At 72.1% G+C, this 23,213-nt stretch carries 16 protein-coding genes and 1 tRNA gene; 10 read left to right on the forward strand and 7 right to left on the reverse strand.

Features of this window, described 5'->3' with window-relative positions; translation table 11 throughout:
- Window positions 1–40: 40 nt before the first annotated feature.
- The gene (locus tag RM844_RS11765) at window positions 41–790 is read right to left on the reverse strand and encodes a DUF2625 family protein (RefSeq protein WP_311667021.1); all 750 of its coding nucleotides are present in this window, start codon (window positions 788–790) and stop codon (window positions 41–43) included.
- 273 nt (window positions 791–1,063) lie between these two features.
- On the opposite strand from RM844_RS11765, the gene RM844_RS11770 reads away from it, so the two are divergent.
- The 4 genes from RM844_RS11770 (at window position 1,064) to RM844_RS11785 (ending at window position 5,930) form a co-directional block, all read left to right on the forward strand.
- Window positions 1,064–2,335, forward strand: coding sequence for an aspartate kinase (locus tag RM844_RS11770; RefSeq protein WP_311667022.1), 1,272 nt, complete (start codon window positions 1,064–1,066; stop codon window positions 2,333–2,335).
- A gap of 461 nt (window positions 2,336–2,796) precedes the next feature.
- Complete coding sequence (locus tag RM844_RS11775) at window positions 2,797–3,426, forward strand: SigE family RNA polymerase sigma factor (RefSeq protein WP_311667267.1); 630 nt, start codon at window positions 2,797–2,799, stop codon at window positions 3,424–3,426.
- The gene (locus tag RM844_RS11780; protein WP_311667023.1) at window positions 3,423–4,955 is read left to right on the forward strand and encodes an RAD23 family protein; all 1,533 of its coding nucleotides are present in this window, start codon (window positions 3,423–3,425) and stop codon (window positions 4,953–4,955) included. The genes RM844_RS11775 and RM844_RS11780 overlap by 4 nt, the downstream gene beginning before the upstream one ends.
- A 111-nt stretch (window positions 4,956–5,066) precedes the next feature.
- Window positions 5,067–5,930, forward strand: a complete 864-nt coding sequence (locus RM844_RS11785; RefSeq protein ID WP_311667024.1) for an SURF1 family protein — start codon at window positions 5,067–5,069, stop codon at window positions 5,928–5,930.
- On the opposite strand, the gene RM844_RS11790 is transcribed toward RM844_RS11785, so the two are convergent.
- From RM844_RS11790 to RM844_RS11805, 4 genes are all read right to left on the reverse strand, one after another.
- A complete protein-coding gene (locus RM844_RS11790; RefSeq protein WP_311667025.1) occupies window positions 5,884–7,728 on the reverse strand; it encodes a S9 family peptidase in 1,845 nt (614 codons plus the stop codon). The genes RM844_RS11785 and RM844_RS11790 overlap by 47 nt on opposite strands.
- Window positions 7,729–7,806: 78 nt before the next feature.
- Window positions 7,807–9,474, reverse strand: coding sequence for a serine/threonine-protein kinase (locus RM844_RS11795; protein ID WP_311667026.1), 1,668 nt, complete (start codon window positions 9,472–9,474; stop codon window positions 7,807–7,809).
- Between the two features lie 187 nt (window positions 9,475–9,661).
- On the reverse strand, window positions 9,662–10,129 hold the full coding sequence (locus RM844_RS11800) for a RidA family protein (protein ID WP_311667027.1): 468 nt from the start codon (window positions 10,127–10,129) through the stop codon (window positions 9,662–9,664).
- Window positions 10,130–10,134: 5 nt separating this feature from the next.
- Window positions 10,135–10,296, reverse strand: a complete 162-nt coding sequence (locus RM844_RS11805; protein WP_311667029.1) for a DUF4177 domain-containing protein — start codon at window positions 10,294–10,296, stop codon at window positions 10,135–10,137.
- A 187-nt stretch (window positions 10,297–10,483) separates the two neighbouring features.
- Between RM844_RS11805 and RM844_RS11810 the strand changes: the two genes are divergently transcribed.
- Entirely contained in the window at window positions 10,484–11,479 is a 996-nt protein-coding gene (locus RM844_RS11810) for an ArsA family ATPase (RefSeq protein ID WP_311667030.1), read from the forward strand.
- A gap of 196 nt (window positions 11,480–11,675) precedes the next feature.
- A complete protein-coding gene (locus RM844_RS11815; protein ID WP_311667031.1) occupies window positions 11,676–13,055 on the forward strand; it encodes an ArsA family ATPase in 1,380 nt (459 codons plus the stop codon).
- Between the two features lie 322 nt (window positions 13,056–13,377).
- Here RM844_RS11815 and RM844_RS11820 read toward each other — a convergent pair whose 3' ends face one another.
- Complete coding sequence (locus tag RM844_RS11820) at window positions 13,378–13,728, reverse strand: WhiB family transcriptional regulator (RefSeq protein ID WP_311667032.1); 351 nt, start codon at window positions 13,726–13,728, stop codon at window positions 13,378–13,380.
- 360 nt (window positions 13,729–14,088) lie between these two features.
- On the opposite strand from RM844_RS11820, the gene RM844_RS11825 reads away from it, so the two are divergent.
- Window positions 14,089–16,392 carry a transglycosylase domain-containing protein gene (locus tag RM844_RS11825; protein ID WP_311667033.1) on the forward strand — a complete coding sequence of 768 codons (2,304 nt, stop codon included), beginning with the start codon at window positions 14,089–14,091 and terminating at the stop codon, window positions 16,390–16,392.
- 321 nt (window positions 16,393–16,713) lie between these two features.
- On the opposite strand, the gene RM844_RS11830 is transcribed toward RM844_RS11825, so the two are convergent.
- The gene (locus RM844_RS11830) at window positions 16,714–17,178 is read right to left on the reverse strand and encodes a GatB/YqeY domain-containing protein (protein WP_311667034.1); all 465 of its coding nucleotides are present in this window, start codon (window positions 17,176–17,178) and stop codon (window positions 16,714–16,716) included.
- Window positions 17,179–17,236: 58 nt separating this feature from the next.
- Here RM844_RS11830 and RM844_RS11835 point away from each other — a divergent pair, with 58 nt between their 5' ends.
- The 3 genes from RM844_RS11835 to RM844_RS11845 all read left to right on the forward strand — a co-directional run bounded on the left by RM844_RS11835 (window position 17,237) and on the right by RM844_RS11845 (window position 23,204).
- A complete protein-coding gene (locus tag RM844_RS11835) occupies window positions 17,237–18,178 on the forward strand; it encodes a metallophosphoesterase (protein ID WP_311667035.1) in 942 nt (313 codons plus the stop codon).
- Window positions 18,179–18,222: 44 nt separating this feature from the next.
- A tRNA-Pro gene (locus RM844_RS11840) sits at window positions 18,223–18,296 on the forward strand.
- Between the two features lie 342 nt (window positions 18,297–18,638).
- Window positions 18,639–23,204: a DUF6531 domain-containing protein gene (locus RM844_RS11845; protein ID WP_394814494.1), complete on the forward strand. Its 4,566-nt coding sequence runs from the start codon at window positions 18,639–18,641 to the stop codon at window positions 23,202–23,204.
- Window positions 23,205–23,213: the final 9 nt, after the last annotated feature.

Consider the following 23,213-nt stretch of genomic DNA (forward strand, 5'->3'; position numbering starts at 1 on the left):
TGCCGGAAGTAAGGGCGTGCCCACCCTCGCCCGGGACGGCTCAGCGGGGCCCCGCCGGCGCCCCGAGGAAGCCGGGATCGGCGCCGGTCAGCTGGCGGGCGTACCGCTGGTGCACCGCGAGCAGCTCGGTCATCGGGACGGGGCGCCTGGCGGTCCCCGCCAGGTCGGCCCTGGCCTCCCCCGACCACAGCGGCGGCGCCACCGCCAGCCCCTCGGTCGCCGCGCCCAGCGCCCGGACCTCGGTGCGCCATTCGGGCCAGCGCAGGTCCTGGTAGAAGGTGGCCGGGCCGTCCGACAGCAACCAGTCGAACCAGGCCGAGTGCCCGACCTCGAGCGCCTGCCAGCCGAGGGTGTCGGGTGCGAAGTAGACCATCTCGCCCGGCCGCCCCGGGCGGCCGAAGCCGGCCGGGTCCGGCCCGTTCAGCACGAAGACGCCGCCGAGCACGTCCTGAGCCAGCACCAGCCCGGGGCCCGGCCGCCAGGCGGCGTCGGGGACGGCGGGAAAGCCGTTGACCGCCGCCAGGCCGGGCAGCGCCGCACGGTTGCGCGCGGTGGCGCTGCCGAACACCCGCAGCCAGCCGCCGTCCAGCAGCAGCCCGCCGCAGTGCAGCGCGAAGGCGCCGAGGTAGGACCGGGCGGTGACCTGGAGCTGGAGCAGCGTCGCGCGGCCCAGGGCCGGGTCGACGGGCACGATCTCGACGGGGACAGCGGCCGTCGAGAGCAGGTGTACCAGTTCCGGCCAGGCGGGTTCGGGCACCTCGGTGAGTTCTTCCAGGCCGCGCATGTTCATGTATGTGCCTTCTTTGTGCCGGGCCTAAGCCTCGGTCAGGTGCCGGGCCCAAGCCGCGATCGACGGCACCGACCCACCGCCCATGATCGATTTCAGCATTCCGTTGCCGATGTGAGGTCGGTTACGTTTCGTGCTTGTTTCGGTGTGTTCCCCCATCCAGCGGGCAGGGCTCGTCGCTGGACGGGCGGGGCCATCGCTCCGCTCGGTAGTATTCAGCCGGCCGCAGTCCCCAAAGCGACTGCGGAGAGTGACTCACACGAGGAGCGAGCACACGTGGGCCTTGTCGTGCAGAAGTACGGCGGCTCCTCCGTTGCCGATGCCGAAGGTATCAAGCGGGTCGCCAAGCGAATCGTCGAGGCCAAGAAGAACGGGCACCAGGTGGTGGTCGTGGTCTCCGCGATGGGCGACACGACGGATGAGCTGATGGATCTCGCCGCTGAGGTGTCCCCCGTCGCCTCGGGGCGGGAACTGGACATGCTGTTGACCGCCGGGGAACGGATCTCCATGGCCCTGCTGGCCATGGCGATCACCTCGTTGGGCCACCAGGCGCAGTCGTTCACGGGGAGCCAGGCCGGCGTCATCACGGACGCCGTCCACAACAAGGCCCGCATCATCGATGTCACCCCGGGGCGCATCAAGAGCTCCGTTGACCAGGGGAACATCGCGATCGTCGCGGGCTTCCAGGGGGTGTCCCAGGGCAGCAAGGACATCACCACCCTCGGCCGGGGTGGCTCGGACACCACGGCGGTCGCGCTGGCCGCGGCGCTGGACGCCGAGGTCTGTGAGATCTACACCGACGTCGATGGCGTCTTCACCGCCGACCCCCGGGTGGTGCGGAAGGCCAGGAAGATCGACTGGATCTCCTTCGAGGACATGCTGGAACTGGCCAGTTCCGGCTCCAAGGTGCTGCTCCACCGGTGTGTGGAGTACGCCCGCCGTTACAACATCCCGATCCACGTCCGCTCGTCGTTCTCCGGCAAGCCAGGGACCTGGGTCGGGAGCCGTCAGCAGGAAGGGGAACCGGTGGAGCAGGCAATCATCTCGGGGGTGGCCCACGACACCTCGGAGGCCAAGGTCACGGTCGTGGGGGTGCCGGACAAGCCGGGTGAGGCGGCGAAGATCTTCCGGACCATCGCCGACGCCACCATCAACATCGACATGGTGGTGCAGAACGTCTCCGCGGCCTCGACCGGGCTGACCGACATCTCGTTCACGCTGCCCAAGTCCGAGGGCCGCAGGGCCATCGAGGCGCTGGAGAAGCGGCGCGCCCTGATCGGCTTCGACGCGCTCCGCTACGACGACCAGATCGCCAAGATCTCGCTGGTGGGCGCGGGGATGAAGACCAACCCCGGGGTCACCGCCACGTTCTTCGAGGCGCTCTCCAACGCGGGGGTGAACATCGAGCTGATCTCCACCTCGGAGATCCGGATCTCGGTGGTCACCCGCGAGGACGACGCCAACTCGGCCGTCCAGGCGGTGCACACCGCGTTCGGGCTGGACAGTGACAGCGAAGAGGCCGTGGTCTACGGCGGCACCGGGCGCTGACGCCCACGACACCCCGGCCGGGGTCTCCGTGACGGAGGCCCCGGCCGGGGTGTGCCGGTCGCCGGGCAGGTCCGCGCGGCCAACTAGCACGTCGATTCGGTTTCTGGCCAAAAGCCACGCTGTTGACGTTCGCTGAGCGTTCGCTGACTCATTTGCTATCCCTCTCGCCCACGGATGGCTCGTTGTACGTCCCCCGTGACCAACTCGTAGGCCGGCACGGCTTGCTAGGGACCGAGCACCCGAGAGACGATTTCCTCTCTTCGCGCCGCGCCCCATGCAACAGCGGCACGGGGAGCGTCATCAGCGTCCTCACAGCGGCGCCAGGCATCGACCAGACCAGGACATCGGCGGCAGGCGGGACACATGAGGGCAGAACACCCGATAGGCGAAAGCTCCCCCGTGCCGTACAACCTTCGCGGGGGAGAACGTGTCCAACAGGCGTGGCAGAAGTCCTCGGATTCATGGCGGCGCCGGCCCGACCCTTTTCGCTCCCCGGTTCGACGGGAGCCGGGAGCGGGGCCGTGACCGCGCCGCTACCGGCCGCGCGTCCGAGTCCTCTCCCCGCCGCCGGCGAGGGCGTGGACAACACGATGGCTGAGGGCACCACCGTTGACTTCCTGACCGAGACCTACCGGGCGCACTACCGCTCCCTGCTCGGCCTGGCCGCGCTGTTGCTCGACGACACCGCCTCCTGCGAGGACGTCGTACAGGAGGCGTTCATCCGGGTGCACTCGGCGCGCGGCCGGGTGCGCGACCCGGAGAAGACGCTCGCCTACCTGCGGCAGACCGTGGTCAACCTCTCCCGGTCCACCCTGCGCCGCCGGATCATCGGCCTCAAGCTCCTCAACAAGCCGCTGCCACACATGGCCAGCGCCGAGGAGGGCGCCTACGAGCAGTTGGAGCGCGCCGACCTGATCAAGGCGATGCGCGGCCTGCAACGCCGCCAGCGCGAGGTGCTGGTGCTGCGGTACTTCGCCGACATGACCGAGGCCGAGGTGGCCAAGGCGCTCGGCATCTCGGCCGGCTCGGTCAAGGCCTACGGATCGCGCGGCATCGCGGCACTGCGGGTCGCCATGGAGGCGGCCAGATGACCGAAGACCGCCCCGGCCCCCGCCACGGGCCGGACGGGGCGCCGACGAATGCCCGGCGACCGGACGGCGAGCCGCCGGCCGGTCCCGGCCAGCCGCCGGACGCCGCCGAGCGCGCCGCGTCGGCGCGGGACACCGAGACCGCGCGGAACACCGGACCGGCGCGGGACGCCACGGCCGGGACGGCAGCCGGCGGCGAGGGCGAGACCGAGGAGCTGCGACGGCTGCTCCGCGCCGCGGTCCGCGACCTGGAGCCGAACCCGCACTCGTTGGAACACCTGCAGGAGGCGGTGCCGCTGCGCCGCCGCCGACGGCGGCACCTGCTGCTCGGCACGGCCGCCTCGGTCGCGCTGTTCGGCCTCGGCGCCCCGCTGATGGTCAACGTGGCCGGCTCCGCCGGCGGCGGCCAGGGGTCGGCCGTCGACACCGCCAACGGCGCCGGCTCGCCCGGCGACTGGCAGGAGGGCGGCGGCCAGGGCGACACCGGCCTGTCCTTCCCGTCCGAGGACGGCGGGCTGGGCGAGCGGGGTGACACCGGCCGGGGCGACGGCCTGAACACCCCGTTCCCCTCGGGCGAGACCGGCGAGAGCGATATCTCCGACTCCCGCGAGACGCTCGGCGTGACCTCGCCGATCTGCCTGCGCGAACAGCTGGGCCGGGTGACCACCAGGACCGAGCCGGCGGACCAGCAGGGCCGGATCTACGGTCTGATCCGGATGACCAACGTGTCGGCCGAGCCCTGCCGGGTCACTGGCGAGGGGGAGTTGGCCGTGCTCTCCAACCACGCGGGCTCGACGCCGGTGCGGGTCGTCGACCGCACCGAGGGGGACCGGGCCACCGGACTGCCCGCCCCGGACGAGGCGCACGAGGAGCTGATCCTGCCGCCGGGCGAGGCCTTCGAGGTGCGGTTCGCGTGGGTGCCCGACGCGGTCGCGCTCAGCGGCTGCGCGGTCGCCGCCTCGCCGACCCCCGGCGCGGAGGCCTCGCACAGCCCGCAGCTGAACCCGGTCGATCCGGAGGAGACCACCGGCGGTGGCACCACCGGCTCCGACTCCACCGGCGCCTCGGGGGCCGCGGGCTCCTCCGGGTCCGACTCGTCCGGGGCGAACGGCTCCGAGAGCGGAGCTGGCGGCGCCGGAGGTGCGGGCGGCGCGGGTGGTGCCGGTGGGGCGGGCGGTGCCGGCGGCGCGGGTGGTGCCGGCGGCGCCGGCGGCTCCGACAGCGACGGCGGCTCCCAGGACGCGGGCGGCACCGGCGATGTCGAGGGCCCGGGCGGCGACGACGCCGGCGGCACCGGCGAGGACCCGGGCGGCGGCGACGCCGGCGAGCCGGGCGGCAGCCCGGGCGACAGCGGCGGCGCGGACGGCTCGAACGGCGGCACCCCGCCGGTCGAGGGCGGCAGCGACGACTCGGACGTGGTGCTGCGGTACACCCCGTCGGCCGGCGAGCCGGCCGCGGCCCGCATACTGCTCGACGGCACCTGCTCGGGCACGATCTACCGCACGGGTGTGCTGACGGCCGCCGCCGGCTGACCCGCGGCGACGGCGATCCCGCCGCACCACCCCCGGCCCACGGCCGGCGCGCGGGACGACGCCCGCCGCCCCGCGCGCCGCGGGCCCGGGCATCGCAAGTACCGTTGTCCCGTGTACCGGTTTCTGCTGACCCCGCGCTGGTGGGCGATCAACGTCTTCGTGGTGCTGGCCGTGCCGATCTGCCTGGCCGCCGGCACCTGGCAGCTGAGCCGGTTCGAGGACCAGGTGGACTCGCACCGCGCCCACGAGGAGCTGGCCGAGGGCACCGGCGAGGTCCGGCCGCTCGCCGACCTGCTGCCGCTGACCACGGAGACCGTCGGCCAGCAGGCCGAGGTCACCGGCAGCTACGACCCCGAGCACCAACTCCTCGTCCCGGAGCGGATGCTGGAGGGCGAGCGCGGCTTCTACGTGCTGACGCCGCTGTGGCCGGCGGACGGCTCGCCGGCGATCCCCGTGGTGCGCGGCTGGCTGCCGGGCGCGGCCGACCCGGCGACGGCGCCGGAGCCGCCGACCGGCGAGGTGACCGTGGTCGGGGCGCTCCAGGCGGCCGAGTCGCCCAGCAAGGTCAGCGGCAGGACCGAGGGGCTGGCCCCCGGCGAGCTGGGGGTGATCGGTGCCGCCTCGCTGATCAACGTGCTGCCGTACGAGATCGAGGACGCCTGGATCACCGTGCGGGAGCCGGCGGCGCCGATGGCCGCCGTCCCCGTCACCGCGCCCACCGGCACCGGCCTCGACCTGGACGCCTTCCAGAACCTGGGCTACACCGCCGAGTGGTTCGTCTTCGCCGCCTTCGCCGTCTTCATGTGGTTCCGGCTGTTCCGCCGGGAGGTGGAGCAGCAGCGCGACCTGGAGCTCGGCCTGCTGGACGAGCCGGCGGGCCCCGCCCCGAAGGGCGGGACCGGCCGGGAGCCGGCGGGGGACGCGGCGGCTAGCGAGCCGTCGGACCAGCCGGCAGCTGGGCTCGCGCGAAGCTGATCTCCATCGCCACCTGCTTGATCCGCTCCTCCACCACGAGCGAGCCGTGGCCGGCGTCGTACCGGTACACCTCGTGCGGGTGGCCCCGCTCCGCCAGCCGCGCGACGTAGTTCTCGATCTGCCGGATCGGGCAGCGCGGGTCGTTCGCCCCGGCCGAGATGTAGACCGGTGCCTTCACCCGCTCCACATAGCTGATCGGCGACGAGGCGGCCCACCGCTCGGGCTCCTCTTCCGGGGCGCCGCCGAAGAGCGTGCGGTCCATCGCCTTGAGCGCCTCCATCTCGTCCTCGTAGGCGGCGACGTAGTCGGCGACCGGCACGGCGGCCACCCCCACCGCCCAGGCGTCCGGCTGCACACCGACCCCCAGCAGGGTGAGATAGCCGCCCCAGGAACCGCCCGTCAGCACCAGCCGCTCCGGGTCGGCCAGCCCGGAGGCGACCGCCCACTCCCGGACCGCCGCGATGTCCTCCAGCTCGATCAGTCCGACGCGGTGCTTCAGCGCGTCCGTCCACGCCCGGCCGTAGCCCGTGGAGCCGCGGTAGTTGACCCGGACCACGGCGAAGCCGTGGTCCACCCAGGCCGCCGGGCCCGCGGCGAAGGAGTCGTCGTCGTGCGCCGTCGGCCCGCCGTGGATGTCGAAGACCGTCGGGAACGGGCCGTCGCCCGCCGGCCGTTGCACCAGAGCGTGCACCAGGCCGCCGGGCCCCTCGACCCAGGCGTCCGTCACCGGCACGGAGCGCGGCGCGGTCAGCCCGGGCGGCTCCAGCACCGTCCGCCCCGACACCGACCTGACCTGCGGCGGCTCGGCCGCCGACGACCAGAGGAACTCGACCTCGCCGTCCGGCCTGGCGGTCGCCCCGGAGACGCTGCCTGGCGGCGTCTCCAGCCGGGTCAACTCGCCGTCGGCCAGGGTGTAGCGGTACAGCTCGTCCCGCGCCTGGTAGCTGTGCGCCACCAACAGCGCCGAGCCGTCGGGGAACCAGTCCGCGTGCACCTCGCCTGGCAGGCCGAGGGACAGCTCCCGCACCTCGCCGGTCAGCGGCTCCCACAGCAGCGGCTCCCAACGGCCGTGCCGCTGGTGGCCGACGAGCAGCCGGCTGTCGCCCGGCAGCGGGGCGAACCCGAGCACGGACAGGCCCAACTCGACCGTGCCACCCGCCGTGTCGTCCAACTCGGCGACGGGCGAGCCGTCCAGCCGTGTGACCCGGATCGCGGAGTGCATCGCGTCGCCGTGCTCGGTGTGCTCGATCGCCAACAGCGAGGCGTCGTGCGAGAGATCGCCCACCCCGGCGGACTGCCGGTGGCGGTAGACCTCCGTCGGCCCCTCCTCGCCGGGGCGCCGGACGTGCAGCGTGGTGCCGTGCTCCTCGGTGTCCCGGCCGACCACCACCGTGCCGTCCCGGCCCAGGGCCAGGCCGCTGGGATAGCCGGCCGCCAACCCGGGCACCGCCGGCTCGTCCGGCCCGCCGTGGAACGGCTGCCGCCGCCAGACGCCGAACTCGTCGCCGTCCGTGTCGTCGAACCACCAGATCCACTCGCCGTCCGGCGAAAGCCGGCCGGAGACTGTCCCGTTGGGCCGGTCGGTGGCCTGCCGCCGCTGGCCCGTGCCGCGGTCCCAGGCGTACAACTCGAAGGTGCCGGTGGCGTTGGAGATGAACAGGGCACGATCGGGCGCCTCGCGGGCCCAGCGCGGCAGGCTCACCCGCGGCGCCCGGAACCGCAGCTCCCAGTCGGGCACTTCGGCGGCGGCACCGTCCGCCGGCACGTTCTTCGGCTCCTGCGACGCGGAATCAGTCATGCGGTCAGTTGTACCCGAAGCCACTGACAACGCGCCGCGCCGGCCGCGTCACCCCAGGTGACCGCCGCGGGCGGCCGGTCAGCCGCCCCAGACCACCGGCTCGGTGCGCCAGCGGCGGCGTCTGGCGAAGCTCGCCGGCAGCACGTAGATCATCGCCAGCAGCGTGAGCCAGGACAGGACCAGCCCGAATCTCCCCTCCGTCCCGACCGTGCTGAGCACCAGCCCGCTGAGGAGCATCCCCAGCGTCATCAGCACCCAGAACGACAGCACCTGCCCGCACCAGGAGAGCACCGCGGGAACCGCGGGCGCGAAGGTCAGCCGGCGGCCCGCGAAGTGCAGCCCCAGCGCCCAGCCGAACAGCACCACGTTCAGCGCGCCGGCGAGCACGACGCCGACCCAGAAGGACCGGTCCCCCAGCGCGGCCGAAAGCTCCAACAGGATGAACAGCAGCGGGATGACGGCGATGACCGGTTTGCCCGGCAGGCCGTCGCGGACCCAGGGCGCGACCATCGGGGCGGCGCCGCCCGCGGGCCCGCCGGGCCAGGGCCCGGTGCCGGTCGGGCCGGCCGGCACCGAACCGCCGCTCCCGCCCGGCGGCGGGTAGGGCGTCCCCGGAGGCGGGTAGCCGTAGCCCCCCGCCGGCGCCCCGACCGCCGGATACCCGCCCCCGGGCGGCGCGCTCGGCGGCGGCGTGTGCGGGCCGGCGCCCGCGGCCGCCCGCCCGGTGGGCGCCGCGTGGAACGCGGCCCCCCAGCCGCCCGGCGGCCCCGGCGGGGTCGGGGTGTCCGGGCTGGTCGGCAGGTGTCCGTGGCCGCGGGCGCCGCGCGTGGTCCGGTCCCACGGGCCGTCGGGGTCGGGCCGCGGCTCGGCCCAGTCCCGCGGGTCCTCGTCGTCCGCCTCGGCCGCCAGGTTGAGCAGCTGCTCCGAGGTGCGGGCGATCACCGTGAGCACGCTCTCCGGCAGCCAGGCGTCCCCGTCGCGGTCCAGCCGCCGGGCCCAGGTGTGCAGGTCGGCGGCGTCGGGACGGTCCTCGGGCCGCTCGGCGAGGCAGGCCCGGATCAGCTGGGCCAGCTCCATCGGCAGCTCGTCCAGCCGCAGCGCGACGCCGGGGCGCGGGTTCTGCCCGGTGGCGGCGAAGGCGAGCAGCAGGCCGTAGCTGTAGACGTCGGTGGCCGGCGTGACCCGCTCGCCCGCCCACTGCTCCGGCGACATGTAACCCTCGGTGCCCAGCCGGGCGCCGGTCATGGTGAGCCCGCCGGTGGCCGAGGCGCGGGCGATCCCGAAGTCGATCAGCCGGGGCCCGGAGGCGGACAGCAGCAGGTTGTGCGGCTTGACGTCGCGGTGGATCAGGCCCTGGCCGTGGATCTGGGCGAGCGTCTCGGCGAGCCCGGCCGCCAGCCGCCACACCGAGCCCACCGGCAGCGCGCCGTGCTGGCTCACCGCGACGGCCAGCGAGGGGCCCGGCACGTAGTCGGAGGCGTACCAGGGCAGTTCGGCCTCGGGATCGGCGTCCACCACCGGGACCGTGCCCGGCCCCGAGACCTGCCGGGCGGCCCGCACCTCACGGGCGAACCTGGCCCGGAACCCCGGGTCGTCCGCCGCCCCGCGGGAGACCACCTTGACCGCCACCGACCGGCCGCCGCGGCTTCTGCCGAGGAAGACCTCGCCCATCCCGCCGGCGCCGATGCGCCCCAGCACGCGGTAGCCGCCGATCTGCCGCGGATCGCCGGCCCTCAGCTCCTGCACGCCCTACCCCCTGTGTCTCCGTCCGTGCCGTCCCCGGGCTGCTGGGGGCCTGTCAGCGCGCCATTGTGGCACGGTGGTGCGCCCCAGGACCGGGGAACGGGCGACCGGGCGGCGACCGACCAGCCGGCGGCCGACCGGGCGTCGACCGGCCGTCCCGTGGCCGGCCGCCGGGCCGGCCGGGCGCGGGTCAGCCGTCGGCCAACTCCACCTGCATCTCGACCTCGACCGGCGCGTCCAGCGGCAGCACCGCCACGCCGACCGCGCTCCTGGCGTGCCGGCCGCGCTCGCCGAAGACCTCGCCCAGCAGCTCGCTGGCGCCGTTGATCACCTGGGGCTGGCCGGTGAACCCCGGCGCCGAGGCGACGAAGCCCAGGACCTTGACCACCCGCGCCACCCGGTCCAGATCGCCGACCACGGACTTCACCGCGGCCAGCGCGTTGAGCGCGCAGACCCGCGCCAGGTCCTTGGCCTGCTCCGGGGTGACCTCGGCGCCGACCTTGCCGGCCACCGGCAGCTCACCGGCAACCAGCGGCACCTGGCCCGAGGTGTACACATAGCGGCCGGTCACCACGGCCGGCACGTAGGCGGCGACCGGCGGCACCACGTCCGGCAGCGTCAGGCCCAGCTCCGCCAGCCGCTCCTCGACCCCGCTCACCGCACTCACTCCTGCGGCTTCTCACGCTTGAGGTACGCCACCAGCTGCTCCGTGTTGGGCCCCGGCACGACCTGCACCAACTCCCAGCCGTCCTCGCCCCAGTTGTCCAGGATCTGCTTGGTGGCGTGCACCAGGAGCGGCACCGTCGCGTATTCCCACTTCGTCATGCCCGCCACTCTAGTCACCGCCGCTGACACCGCCACCGCCCTGGGCCCGGCCGACCCGGCGGGTCCAGGCCCCGGCCGGGCGTCCCATCCGCCCCACCAGCCCCACCGACCACCACGGCCCCGCCCGGCACGGGGTGCGGACGGGCTCGCCGACGGCCGCGCGCCCCGTTCCCTTAGGCTCGCCAGCGTGACCCCAAGCACGGCCCCGGAACGCAGACTGCACGTGGTCAGCGGCAAGGGCGGCACCGGCAAGACCACCATCGCCGCCGCGCTCGCCCTGGCGCTCGCCGAGGAGGGCCGGCGGACCCTGCTGGTCGAAGTCGAGGGCCGGCAGGGCATCGCCCAGCTCTTCGAGACCGAGGCGCTGCCCTACGCGGAGCGCCGGATCGCCATCGGCCCCGGGGGCGGCGAGGTGTACGCGCTCGCGGTGGACGCCGAGAAGGCGCTGCTCGACTACCTCCAGATGTTCTACAAGCTCGGCGGCGCCGGCCGGGCGCTGCGCCGGCTCGGCGCCATCGACTTCGCCACCACCATCGCGCCCGGTCTCCGCGACGTGCTGCTCACCGGCAAGGTCTGCGAGGCGACCAGGCGGCGCCGGCCGGACGGCCGCTTCGTCTACGACGCGGTGGTGATGGACGCCCCGCCGACCGGCCGGGTCACCCGGTTCCTCGGCGTCAACGACGAGGTCGCCGGGCTGGCCAGGATGGGGCCCATCCACCAGCAGGCGCAGGCGGTGATGGGGGTGCTGAAGTCGGCCGAGACGGCCGTCCACCTGGTGACCCTGCTGGAGGAGATGCCGGTCCAGGAGACCGCGGACGGCGTCGCCGAACTGCGCGCGGCCGGGCTCCCGGTGGGCGCCGTGGTGGTCAACATGGTCCGTCCGCGGGTGGCCGAGCCGAACGGCGAGCCGAGCGACGGGCCAGCCGCCGAGCCGGCCGACGTCGCACCGGAGGCGCTGGCCGAGGCGCTCCGCTCGGCCGGCGTCCGGCAGCCCGAGCGGCTGGTCGGGCCGCTGCTGACGCAGCACGCCGACTACGCCGAACGGCAGTCCCTGGAGGCCGCGCAGCGCGCCGAGTTGACGGCGCTTGAGCTGCCAGTCCGGGAGCTGCCGCTGCTCGCCGACGGGGCGGACCTGGCCGGTATCTACCGGCTGGCCCGCCGGCTGCGGGACCACCGGTGGTGATCCCGGCCCCGCCCCCGGCACCCGGCGCCCCGCCGCCCGCCCCGGGCCCCACCGGGCAGGGGACGGAACCGACGGCAACCAACGGAACTGTCGGACGCCGACGGAACCGACGGCAACCAACGGCAACCAACGGAGGCCGACGAACCCCGTCGGGGCCCCGCCCGACGACCGACGCCGATCTGGAAGGGAAGCCGCGATGACCAGCCCGTCGGCCCAGGAGCCCGAGGTCGCCGAGGTGGCGCCCCTGGCCCTCGACCCGCTGCTCGACCGACCGGAGACCCGCGTCGTGGTCTGCTGCGGCTCCGGCGGCGTCGGCAAGACCACCACCGCGGCGGCGCTCGGCCTGCGCGCCGCGGAACGCGGCCGCCGGGTGGTGGTGCTGACCATCGACCCGGCCCGCCGGCTGGCCCAGTCGATGGGCCTGGCCGGACTGGACAACGTGCCGCGCCGGGTGCCCGGGGTGGACGGGACGGCCGGCGGCCAACTCTTCGCCATGATGCTGGACATGAAGCTGACCTTCGACGAGACCGTCGAGGAGCACGCCGCCCCGGACCGGGCCAGGGCCATCCTGGAGAACCCCTTCTACCAGTCGCTCTCCACCGGCTTCGCCGGCACCCAGGAGTACATGGCGATGGAGAAGCTGGGCCAGCTGGTCGCCCGGAACGAGTGGGACCTGATCGTCGTCGACACCCCGCCGAGCCGGTCAGCGCTGGACTTCCTGGACGCGCCGCAGCGGCTCGGGGCGTTCCTCGACGGCCGGTTCATCCGGGTGCTGATGGGCCCGGCGAAGGCCGGCGGGCGCGCCGGCCGCAAGGTGATGGACCTGGGACTGGCCGGGCTCTCCCGGTTCACCGGCACCCTCGACAAGGTGGTGGGCGCCGGCCTGGTGCGGGACGTGCAGACCTTCGTGGCCGCCCTGGACACCATGTTCGGCGGCTTCCGCAGCCGGGCCGACGCCACCTACCGGCTGCTCCAGGACCCGGGCACGGCGTTCCTGGTGGTCGCGGCGCCGGAGCGGGACGCGCTGCGGGAGGCGGCCTACTTCCTGGAACGGCTGGCGGCCGACCGGATGCCGCTGGCCGGCCTGGTCCTGAACCGGGTGCACGGCTCGGACGCGGCCGAGCTGTCCGCCGAACGGGCCCTGGCCGCCGCCGAGTTCCTGGAAGCGGGGCGGGAACGACCGGCGACAAAAAATCTTGCTCGGGCGAGCATGCCCGATGATCTGACCGGGCAGACAGAAACCGGGCACACAACCGCCGCAGACTCCACGCGGGACCAACCGGCCGACCGTCACTCTCCCGAAACGCCCACTCCCCCCACGGGCTTTCTCCCGACGGTCGAGTCGACAGCCGAGGCCACCGACCCGGTGGCGCCGCCCGCCGACGCGGCCGAGCGGCTCGCCGCCGAGCTGCTGCGGGTCCACGCCGAGCACATGCGGCAGTTGGCGCGGGAACGCCGCACCAGGGCGCGGTTCACCGCGCTGCACCCGGAGGTGCCGGTGGCCGAGGTGGCCGCCCTCCCCGGGGACGTGCACGACCTGGCCGGGCTGCGCGCCATCGGCGAGCTGCTCGGCTGACGCACCGCCGACGCCCCGGGCCGCCGCCCGGCGGCGGCACACGGCTCGGCGAGCACGGCGTGCGAGGGGCGTGGCGTGCGGTGCGTGGCGTGCGACGGCGGGGAGATCTCGCCGCAGCTCGGCGACCCACAAAGCAACACGGAACGACGTGACACGACACCGATCGGCCGTGGAACGACCAGTTATCGACAAGCGACCGTGGGGAATCCACCGCCGAACACGCCGATAGCCGGCCGGCGTGCACCGTACCGCGCCAGGCGTGAACGCAGCATGAACGAGATCGCGTGAACGAGACCGGGGGCGGCACCCCCGGGCGATCGGTTTATCCCACCCTGGCCCACTCCTCAAAGGACTCGTCCACCGGATCCTGATAACGGCCGTCGCCGAAGCGCACGCTGCGCTCGTATTCCGTGCGCGCCGTCTCCAGCAACCGGCGCCAGGAGGTGACCGTGGGGCGCCGGCGCAGCAGCGCGCGCCGCTCGCGCTCCGTCATCCCACCCCACACGCCGAACTCCACGCGGTTGTCCAGCGCGTCGGCCAGGCACTCGGTGCGCACCGGACACCCGGTGCAGACCACTTTGGCGCGGTTCTGCGCCGCACCCTGAACGAACAACTCATCCGGATCTGTCGTGCGACAGGCCGCCTGCGCACTCCAGTCGGTAACCCAGCTCATGCCGGTGCCGTCCTCTCCCGAATCGAGGCTCCCCCACGGCGGCAAGTGGCATATTCACCCTTGCCAGTTGAGGACGTTACGGAAGGCAGCCAGACCACAACACCCCCAGTGGGTCTAATCTTGAATGGCCCGATCGGACTATGGGAAGCGCGAAGTAACCCGAGTGGGTGAATGTTCGGAGCCGCAGGCCAGAGTGCCGGTGCGGGTTGTGGAGATCTCTGGGGGCAGCGCTACAGACTCTTTGCGATCTCACCCCTTCGGGTGAGTGCGAACTTGACTCAGCGCGCCATATGTGAATCACCAGTAGCTTAGGCGAACCCCACGGCCCCTGTCCGGCGTTTGAGAACGTAGGCTGGTCCCATGGGTAGGAAGCGTCCCGGAGGCGGCCTCAGCGGCGCCCAACAGGTGGCCAAGTTCCTCGGTGTGAGCGTGCTCTCCGGCGCGGTGCTCGCGGGGCTCGCCCTGCCAGCCGTCGGCGCCATCGGCCTCGCGGCCCGCGGCACCGCCGAGGGCTTCGACGAGATCCCGGCCATGATGAAGCGGCCGCCGCTCAGCCAGAAGACGACGATCCTCGACGCCGACGGCAACACGATCGCCGACGTCTACTTCCGCGACCGCACCGTGGTGCCGCTGGAGGAGATGTCCGAGGACCTGCGGCACGCGATCGTCGCGATCGAGGACGCCAGGTTCTACGAGCACGGCGCCGTCGACCTGCGCGGCATCCTCCGCGCACTCAACCGCAACCTGGAGTCGGGGGGCGTCGCCGAGGGCGCGTCCACCCTCACCCAGCAGTACGTGAAGAACGTCTTCGTGGAGGCGGCCGGCGACGACGCGGACGCGGTGGCCGAGGCCACGCAGCAGTCCGGCGCGGCCGGCCTCGGCCGCAAGATCCGCGAGATGAAGTACGCCATCCAGCTCGAACAGGAGCTGTCCAAGGACCAGATCCTGGAGAACTACCTCAACATCACCTACTTCGGCCAGCAGGCCTACGGGGTGGAGGCCGCCGCCCGGCGGTACTTCTCCAAGTCGGCCGCCGACCTCTCCCTCCCCGAGTCCGCGCTGCTGGCCGGCCTGGTCCAGTCGCCGAGCCAGTACGACCCGGTGATGTACGAGGACGTGGCGATCGAGCGCCGCAACACGGTGCTCAGCCGGATGCTGGAGGTCGGCGACATCACCGAGGCCGAGGCCGAGGAGGCGATGGCCGCCGACCTGGGCCTGGCCATCAGCGAGCCGCGGAACGGCTGCATCACCGCGCCCAACGACGCGGCGTTCTTCTGCGAGTACGTCCACCAGGAGTTCCTCGCCAACCCGGTCTTCGGCGAGACCCGCGACGAGCGGGCCGCCCAGTGGGCGCTCGGCGGCATGACCATCCAGACCACGCTCCGCCCGCAGGCCCAGCAGGCCGCCGCGCAGGCCGCCAGGGACGGCGCGCTGGAGGACGAGCCGATCACCGCGGCCGTCGTCCAGGTCGAGCCGGGCACCGGCCACATCGTCTCCATGGCGCAGAGCCGCCCCTACGGCTACGGCGAGAACCAGACCTCGATCAACCTCAACGTCTCCAGCAACATGGGCGGCACCACCTACGGCTTCCAGCCGGGCTCCACCTTCAAGCCGTTCACCGCCGCCGCCGCGTTGGAGCAGGGCATCTCGCCGGCGCAGACGTACGAGACCGGACACGAGATCACCCTCCCGATGGCCGACTTCCGCAACTGCGAGGGCCAGCCGCTCGGTTCGGCCGACGAGCGGGAGTGGACGCTGAAGAACGAGCGGGAGGACGAGGAGGGTGAGTGGGACATGACCGACGCGCTCGGTCAGTCCATCAACACCTACTTCGCCGAGCTGGAGCGCGAGGCCGGCCTCTGCGAGACCATCACCATGGCCGGCGCCCTCGGCGTCGAGCGCGGCAGCGACGAGCCGCTCGGCGCCAACCCCTCGGTCACCCTCGGCGGCCAGGAGACGACGCCGCTGATGATGGCCAGCGCCTACGCCGCCTTCGCCAACGAGGGCGTCTACTGCGAGCCGGTCGCCATCACCGGGGTGACCAACGCGGACGGCGAGGAGCTGAGCGTGCCGCCGTCCGAGTGCGGCCAGGTGATGTCGGCCAACACCGCCAGGACCATCAACATGATGCTGCGCGGCGTGGTCGAGGACGGCACCGGCGCGACGGTGGGCCTCACCGACCGGGACAACGCCGGCAAGACGGGTACCACCGACGAGCGGAAGAACGTCTGGTTCGTGGGGTACACCCCGCAGCTGTCCACCGCGGTGCGGGTCGGCGGCGACCAGACGCTGCCCCCGATGGAGAACATCACCATCGGCGGCCAGTTCTACGAGCGGGCCAGCGGCGCCGGAGTGGCCGGCCCGATCTGGCGGCAGGCGATGACGGGCGCGCTCCAGGGCGTCCCGGCGACCAACTTCACCCAGGTCGACCTGCCCCGCGCCGAGGACGAGCGGGACCGCGACCGGGACCGTGACCGGGACAGGGACCGCGATCGGGACCGTGACCGGGACGACGACGAGGAGGGCGATCAAGCCCCGCCTGACGACGGCAACAACCCGGCGCTCCCCAACCTGCCGGGCCTGCCCGACGACTGGGAGGACTGGGACGGGGAGTGGCGTCCGGGCGACGGGCCGCGCAACGGCACCGGCGGCCCACGCGGCTGACCCATCCCTGCGGCCCTGACCGGCCGGCCCCACAGCGGGCCGGCCGGTCAGGGCCGAAGCCGTCACACCATGCCGGCCGGCTGCCGCATCGAATTCCCGGTCGGTCGCCTGCCTGGCCACCTTGCCGGCCCGCCAGAGCCCGGACCGCCGGGGCCGGCCCACCGGGCGGCTCCCCGCCCGGCTTCCCGACTCCCGGCTTTCTGGCTCTCTTCCGGCTCCCGGAAATCCGGCCCTCGGCCCTCGGCCTTCCGGCTCCCGGCTCCGTGACCCTCAGCCTTCCGACCCGCGGCCTTCTTGGCTCCCGGCTCGCCGCCCAGCCCACTAGCCGGCCAGCGCCCGCTTGACGGCGGCGGCCACCCGGCCGCCCTCCGCCCGCCCGGCGATCCTCGGGTTCACCAGCTTCATCACCGCGCCCATGGCCCGGGGACCCTCGGCACCCTGCCCGCGGGCCTCGGCCACCGCGTCCGCGACCAGCGCGGCCAGCTCCTCGTCGGTCAACGGCTGGGGCAGGTACCCCGCGAGCACCTCGCCCTCCGCCCGTTCCCGCTCGGCGCTCTCCGCCCGGCCGCCCTTCTCGAACGCCTCGGCGGCCTCCCGGCGCTTCTTCGCCTCGCGGGCGATCACCTTCTGCACCTCGTCATCGGAAAGCTCGCGGGCGGTCTTGCCCGCCACCTCCTCCGTGGTGATCGCGGCCAGCGTCATCCGCAGGGTGGCGGAGCGCAACTCGTCGCGTTCCTTGATCGCTGCCGTCAGATCGCCCTGCAGCCGGGACTTGAACGTGGTCATGTCGACCATTGTGACAGCCGGTACCCGAGGGCTTCGATGGCTCTGCGACCATGGGCGCATGCGCGCGCGATACCGCATCCCCCTGAACGCAGCCCTCGCCGTCAGCGCCGTCGCCGCCGGCACCCTCGCCTACGCGGCGGGCTTCGAAGCAAGATCCTTTCGGCTGCGCCGGGTGAGCGTGCCCGTCCTGCCGCCGGGAGCGCCCCCGCTGCGGGTGCTCCAGGTCTCGGACATTCACATGGTCTCGGGTCAGCACAAGAAACGCCGCTGGCTCCAGTCGCTGGCCGGGCTCCGCCCTGACCTGGTGATCAACACCGGCGACAACCTCTCCGACCCGGAGGCCGTGCCCGAGGTGCTGGACGCCCTCGGGCCGCTGATGGAGTTCCCGGGGGCGTACGTCTTCGGCTCCAACGACTACTACGCGCCCGCCCTCCGCAACCCGGCGCGCTACCTGCTCGAACGCGCCTCGGGACGGCACGGCCTGAACGGGAACGCGCCGGCGCGCAACGTGCCGCGCAACCCGTGGTGGCTGCTGCGCGACGCCTTCGACGAGGCGGGCTGGGCCAACCTCACCAACACCCGCGGCCAACTCAAGGCGGCCGGCGTGGAGATCGCTTTGACCGGGCTGGACGACCCACACATCAAGCGGGACCGCTACACGGAGGTCGCCGGCGGCCCTGACCCCGACGCCGACCTCTCACTCGCCGTGGTGCACGCGCCCTACCTCCGCGTCCTCGACGCCTTCACGGCCGACGGCTACCCCCTGATCCTGGCGGGGCACACCCACGGCGGACAGCTGTGCGTGCCGTTCTACGGGGCGCTGGTCACCAACTGCGACCTGGACACCGACCGGGTCAAGGGCCTCTCCCACCACGAGTCGGCCGACCGCCGCTCCTACCTCCACGTCTCCGCGGGCTGCGGAACCAACCGCTACACCCCCGTCCGCCTGGCCTGCCCCCCGGAAGCGACGCTGCTGACCCTGACCCCCACCACAACCTGATTTCGTGAACGCCCGCTGGTCAGCTAAAGTAGTGCCTGCTCCACCGGGGTGTGGCGCAGCTTGGCAGCGCGCTTCGTTCGGGACGAAGAGGTCGTGGGTTCAAATCCCGCCACCCCGACGGTGAAACACCAGGTCAGGCCCGGTACTGAGAGATCAGTACCGGGCCTGATCTGTGTTGGGGGCATGCGGGAGCCGGGGGCCGGCGCGGCTCCACTCCACCGCTCGGGGGGACGAACGAGATTCCCGTCAACACGCCCCTCACCCCAGAGCGAGCGCCGCCCCGCACCACCGCCACCGTCTGGGTCGGCGAGCGCACACAACGCCGACGACAGCGTCCTGGCCCTTTCCTCCACCGCCTTACTCATGACGAGAGCGCCTTAGCCTCAGGTAACCTCGTGGGACCAAACGCTCACGGGGGGTGGGATTGGTGGCGCGGCCGTCTGACTGGTCTCCGGTGGACATGGACCGGGACCCGACACCGGGGGATCCGGACGAGGTCCGGGAGTTGGCGGAGGAGTTGCAGGAGTTCGCCGACGATGTCGGTGAGGCGCTGGGGAAGATCCGGGGCATGGCGGGCGAGCGCGCCATGCTGGAGTGGGCGGGGCTATCGGCCGACGCCTTCCGCCGAGAGTTCGACGGCGTCCCGGACAACCTCACCAAACTCGAAGACTCCTACTCCCTCTGCAGCCAGGCCCTGCACACCTACTGGCCCAAACTCCAGGCCGCGCAGGGCATGGCCGACCGCGCGCTGGACCGGGCCGTCACCGCGCAGGCGGATCTGGCGAGTGCCCAGTCCGCGCTCGGCGACGCCACCGACTGGGTCGGCCGGGCCGGCGACGAGGCCGAACGCCTCCAACGCGAAGGCGAACGCGAGAACGTCGAACCACCCGACGAGGCCGACGTCCGCGCCGCGGCCCGCGAACAACAGGCAGCCCAGGCCGCCGCCGGCGCCGCCCAGGCCCGCGTCAACGACGCCGAGGAACGCCTCTCCGCCGCCCGCCAACTCGCCCTCGACGCACAGGAGATGCGCGAGGAGGCGGCGCGCGAGTGCGCCCGTGACATCGACGGGGCCTCCGACGCCGGCATCCAGAACCGGCGTTGGTGGGAGAAAGCCATCGACTGGGTCACCGACAACTGGGACACCCTCGTCGAAGCGTGCAAACTGGTCGTCGCCGTCCTCGGCGTCGTCGTCATGATCATCGGCGGCCCGCTGGCCTGGGTCGTCCTCGCCGCCGCCGTCGTCGTCCTCGCCGACACCCTCATCAAATACGCCAGAGGAGAAGCCGGACTTCTCGATGTCGCTTTCGCCGCCCTCGACTGCATTCCAGGCATGAAGGGACTCACCACCCTCGGCGGACTGGCCCGCGGACTGCGGGGAGGACTCAGCGCGGCTCGGTCCGGGCTGCGGGGGGTGAGCGCGAGCCTCAATGGGCTGCGCGGTGGTCTTCAACGGATGAACCGGTCCATCAAGCGGACGTTCTGCCGTAACGACCCCGTTGACATGGCGACTGGGCAGGTGATCCTGTCCGCCACGGATATCGCGTTGCCCGGCGTCCTGCCTTTGCTGCTCGAACGCCATCACAGGACCGGGGTGAAGAACGGCCGTTGGTTCGGTCCCTCCTGGTCATCGACGCTCGACCAGCGGCTTGAGTTGGATGACGCGGGCGTTCGTTTCCACACGGCAGAGGGCATGTCCCTGCTCTATCCGGTGCCGTTGGCCGGCGTGGAGGATGCGGTCGAGCCCGTGAACGGGCCCCAGTGGGCGTTGGCCTGGGACGGCCTGGCCGACGGTGAGATGACCGTCCACCAGTCGGATGCGGGCCGCACCCTGCACTTCGAACCTGTGGCTGGCTCCGCGGGCGGCGTTCTGCCGCTGGCCGCCATCACGGATCGGCACGGGAATCGTGTCGCCATCCGATACGACGCGACCGGTGCGCCCAGCGAGGTACTTCATTCCGGAGGCTACCGCGTCGGCGTGACAACCGATCGGGGGCGTATCACTGAGATGCGCCTGTTGAGCGGCGAGGACCAACCGGTGCTGGTCAGCTTCCGTTACCACGAAGCTGGCGACCTCGCTGAGGTGCGCGACTCTGCCGACCGGCCGTTCTCCCTCCGCTACGACGCCCAGCACAGGGTGGTCAGTTGGGAAGATCGTATCGGCCACTGGTATCAATACCTCTACGATGACGCTGACCGTTGTGTGGGCACCGACGGCAGCGGCGGGGTGCTGGCCTGTCGGATCGCCTACGACGAAGAGCAACGCACGACGACCTTCACAGACTCGCTCGGGAACGCGACCGTCTATGAGTTCGACAGCAGCTACCGCCTGGTGGCCGAGACCAACCCCTTCGGTGACACGCTCCGCCTGACGTGGGCCGACGAGCAGCGACTGGGTTCCGTCACCGACGAGTTGGGCCGCACCTCGCGGTGCGAGTACGACGGGGAAGGACGGCTCACCGCGTTCGAACGCCCCGACGGCAGCCGCATCCGCACCGAGTTCGATGGCCGAGGTCTGCCCACAGCCGTGATCGCGCCGGACGGTTCGGTCCGGCGCCATGTCTATGACGAGCGTGGCAACAGGGTCGAGACCGTCGATGCCTCCGGAGAGCGAGTCCGCTATGGCTACGCCCCTTCCGGAGCCCTTGCCTCGGTGACCGACGGACAGGGCAACGTCACCCGGATCGGGTCTGACGAGAAGGGGCTGCCGACGGAGATCACTGATCCGCAGGGGCGCGTCGCACGATGTGTCCGCGACGCGTTCGGCAGGCCCACCACGGTCGTCGATCCGATCGGTGGTGAGAGCAGTACCCGATGGTCGACCGAGGGAAAGCCGCTTGAGCGCGTCAACGCCGGCGGCGAGCGGGAGAGTTGGGAATGGGACGGAGAGGGCAACCTCCTGGCGCACTTCGAGCGGACCGGCGGCATCACACGGTTGCGATACGGCCCCTTCGGACAGCCGACACGCCGCACCGGGCCGGACGGAGTGCCATACGTCTTTACCCGCGACACCGAACTCAACCTGGTGCGGGTGACCGGACCTGACGGCCGTAGCTGGGACTACTCCCACGACGTGCGGCGACGACTCACGCGGGAGTCGGACTTCGACAATCGCGTCACCGTGTATGACTATGACGCGGCGGGGCAGTTGGTGGGCCGTCGTAACGCCGCCGGGCAGTCCGTCGAGTATCGCTACAGTGCCCGTGGCGAGCTGGTGGGTAAAACCACCTCGGAGGGCGGCAACGTCCATTTCGAGCGGGACCTACGTGGGCGTGTGGTAAACGCCTCCGCAAACGGGGTGGATCTGGCGCGCGAGTTCGACCCCAGCGGCCGACTGGTCACCGAGACGGTCAACGGCCGTACGTTGCGGCTCGCCTACGAGACCACCGGACGCCTCGCTGCCAGGACTACCCCTTCCGGCCATGTGAGCCGTTGGACCTACTCGGCCACCGGCGCACCGGTTAACCTGGATGTCTCCGGCCGCGGCATCGACTTCGAACGCGACCGTGAGGGACGGGAAGTGCGCCGGATCATCGGCGATTCCGTCGTGCTCGACCGGGCATGGGACCCGCTGGGCCATCTGATCAGTCAGACTTTGCGGAACAACGGCGGCGCCGACGCGGTCGGGATCATTGATGAGTACCGGTATGCCTATGGTCCGGGCGCCCGGCTGGCCGCCGTCTCCCGTCCCGGGGGGACCACCCGTTACGTACTGGATGACGCAGGCCGAGTCACCGAGGTCACCGGTCCTGACGTCCAGGAAACCTACTCCTACGATGTCTGGGGCAACCAGACCTCGGCTCACTGGGACCTCGACATCGCCGCGGAGTCCGCCGGTCCGCGCGACTTCGACGGACAGTCCCTGATCCGCGCCGGCAGCACCACCTATGTGTACGACAAGGCCGGTCGGGTCTGTGTCAAGACAAAGGCGCCTTCCACTGGTGAGCAGGCCACCTGGCGCTATTCCTGGGACGCCGAGAACCGTTTGACGACGGCGGTCACCCCCGATGGAGCGACGTGGCGCTACCACTACGACCCGTTCGGCCGCCGGCTCGGCAAGGAACGGCTGAGCGCCGACGGAACGAGCGTCGTCGAGCGTGTCGACTTCACCTGGCACGGTTCCCTTCTCGCCGAGGAAGTCAGAAGCACCGCGGAGTCCTCCGAAGAGACCACCCTGACGTGGGACTACAACGGCCGCACGCCGCTGGCCCAGACGGAGCGCCGCACTCATGCGGTCAGCCAGGAGGAAGTCGATCGCCGCTTCCACGCGATCATCACCGATCTCGTCGGCACGCCCACCCAGCTCGTGGCCGACGACGGCTCGATAGCCTGGCGAGCACGTTCGACTCTGTGGGGACTGACGGCCTCCCCACCTCAGGTGGGCAGGGACGCGGCGGACACTCCGCTCCGCTCCCCTGGGCAGTACGCGGACCCGGAGACCGGCTGGTACTACAACGTCCACCGTTACTACGACCCTGAGATCGGCCGGTACGCTACCTCGGACCCGCTGGGTTTGGCACCCGATCCGAACCCGTACTCCTTCGTCCGAAACCCGACGATCGGCTCCGACCCGCTTGGCCTCTCCGCCTGCGATGAGGAAGCTCTCCTGGTGACGGTGTATCGAGGCACAAGGCTTTACCTGGAGAACATGATTCACCAGAGCACCGGTTGGCTTCTGAGCGACTCCGCGCGAACCGCGTACATGGAGAATGGCGAGAATCTCACCGATGCCCTCAGCACCTCGCGGACGCAGCACGACTCAGCGGTATCCACCTGGGGCAGTGAGACCGACTATGCCCAGGCACATGGCGAGTGGGGCCAGGAGATCACCGAAGTATCGGGCGATCGCTCGATGATCTCCTTCACCACGGATATGGACAAAGCGATAGAGTTCGCCGAAGGGGGCCAGGTCTACACCGCCCAGGTTTCTCCGGGGGACGTCATCTTCCAGAGCCTTGAGGGCGCCGGAGAGTCGGAAGTTCTCATCAGAAACGGAGTCGAGGCAACGCCTTGGGAGCCCACAACCTGATCATCGGTG

Source organism: Streptomyces chisholmiae (assembly GCF_031845445.1).
GTDB lineage: Bacteria > Actinomycetota > Actinomycetes > Streptomycetales > Streptomycetaceae > Streptomyces > Streptomyces chisholmiae.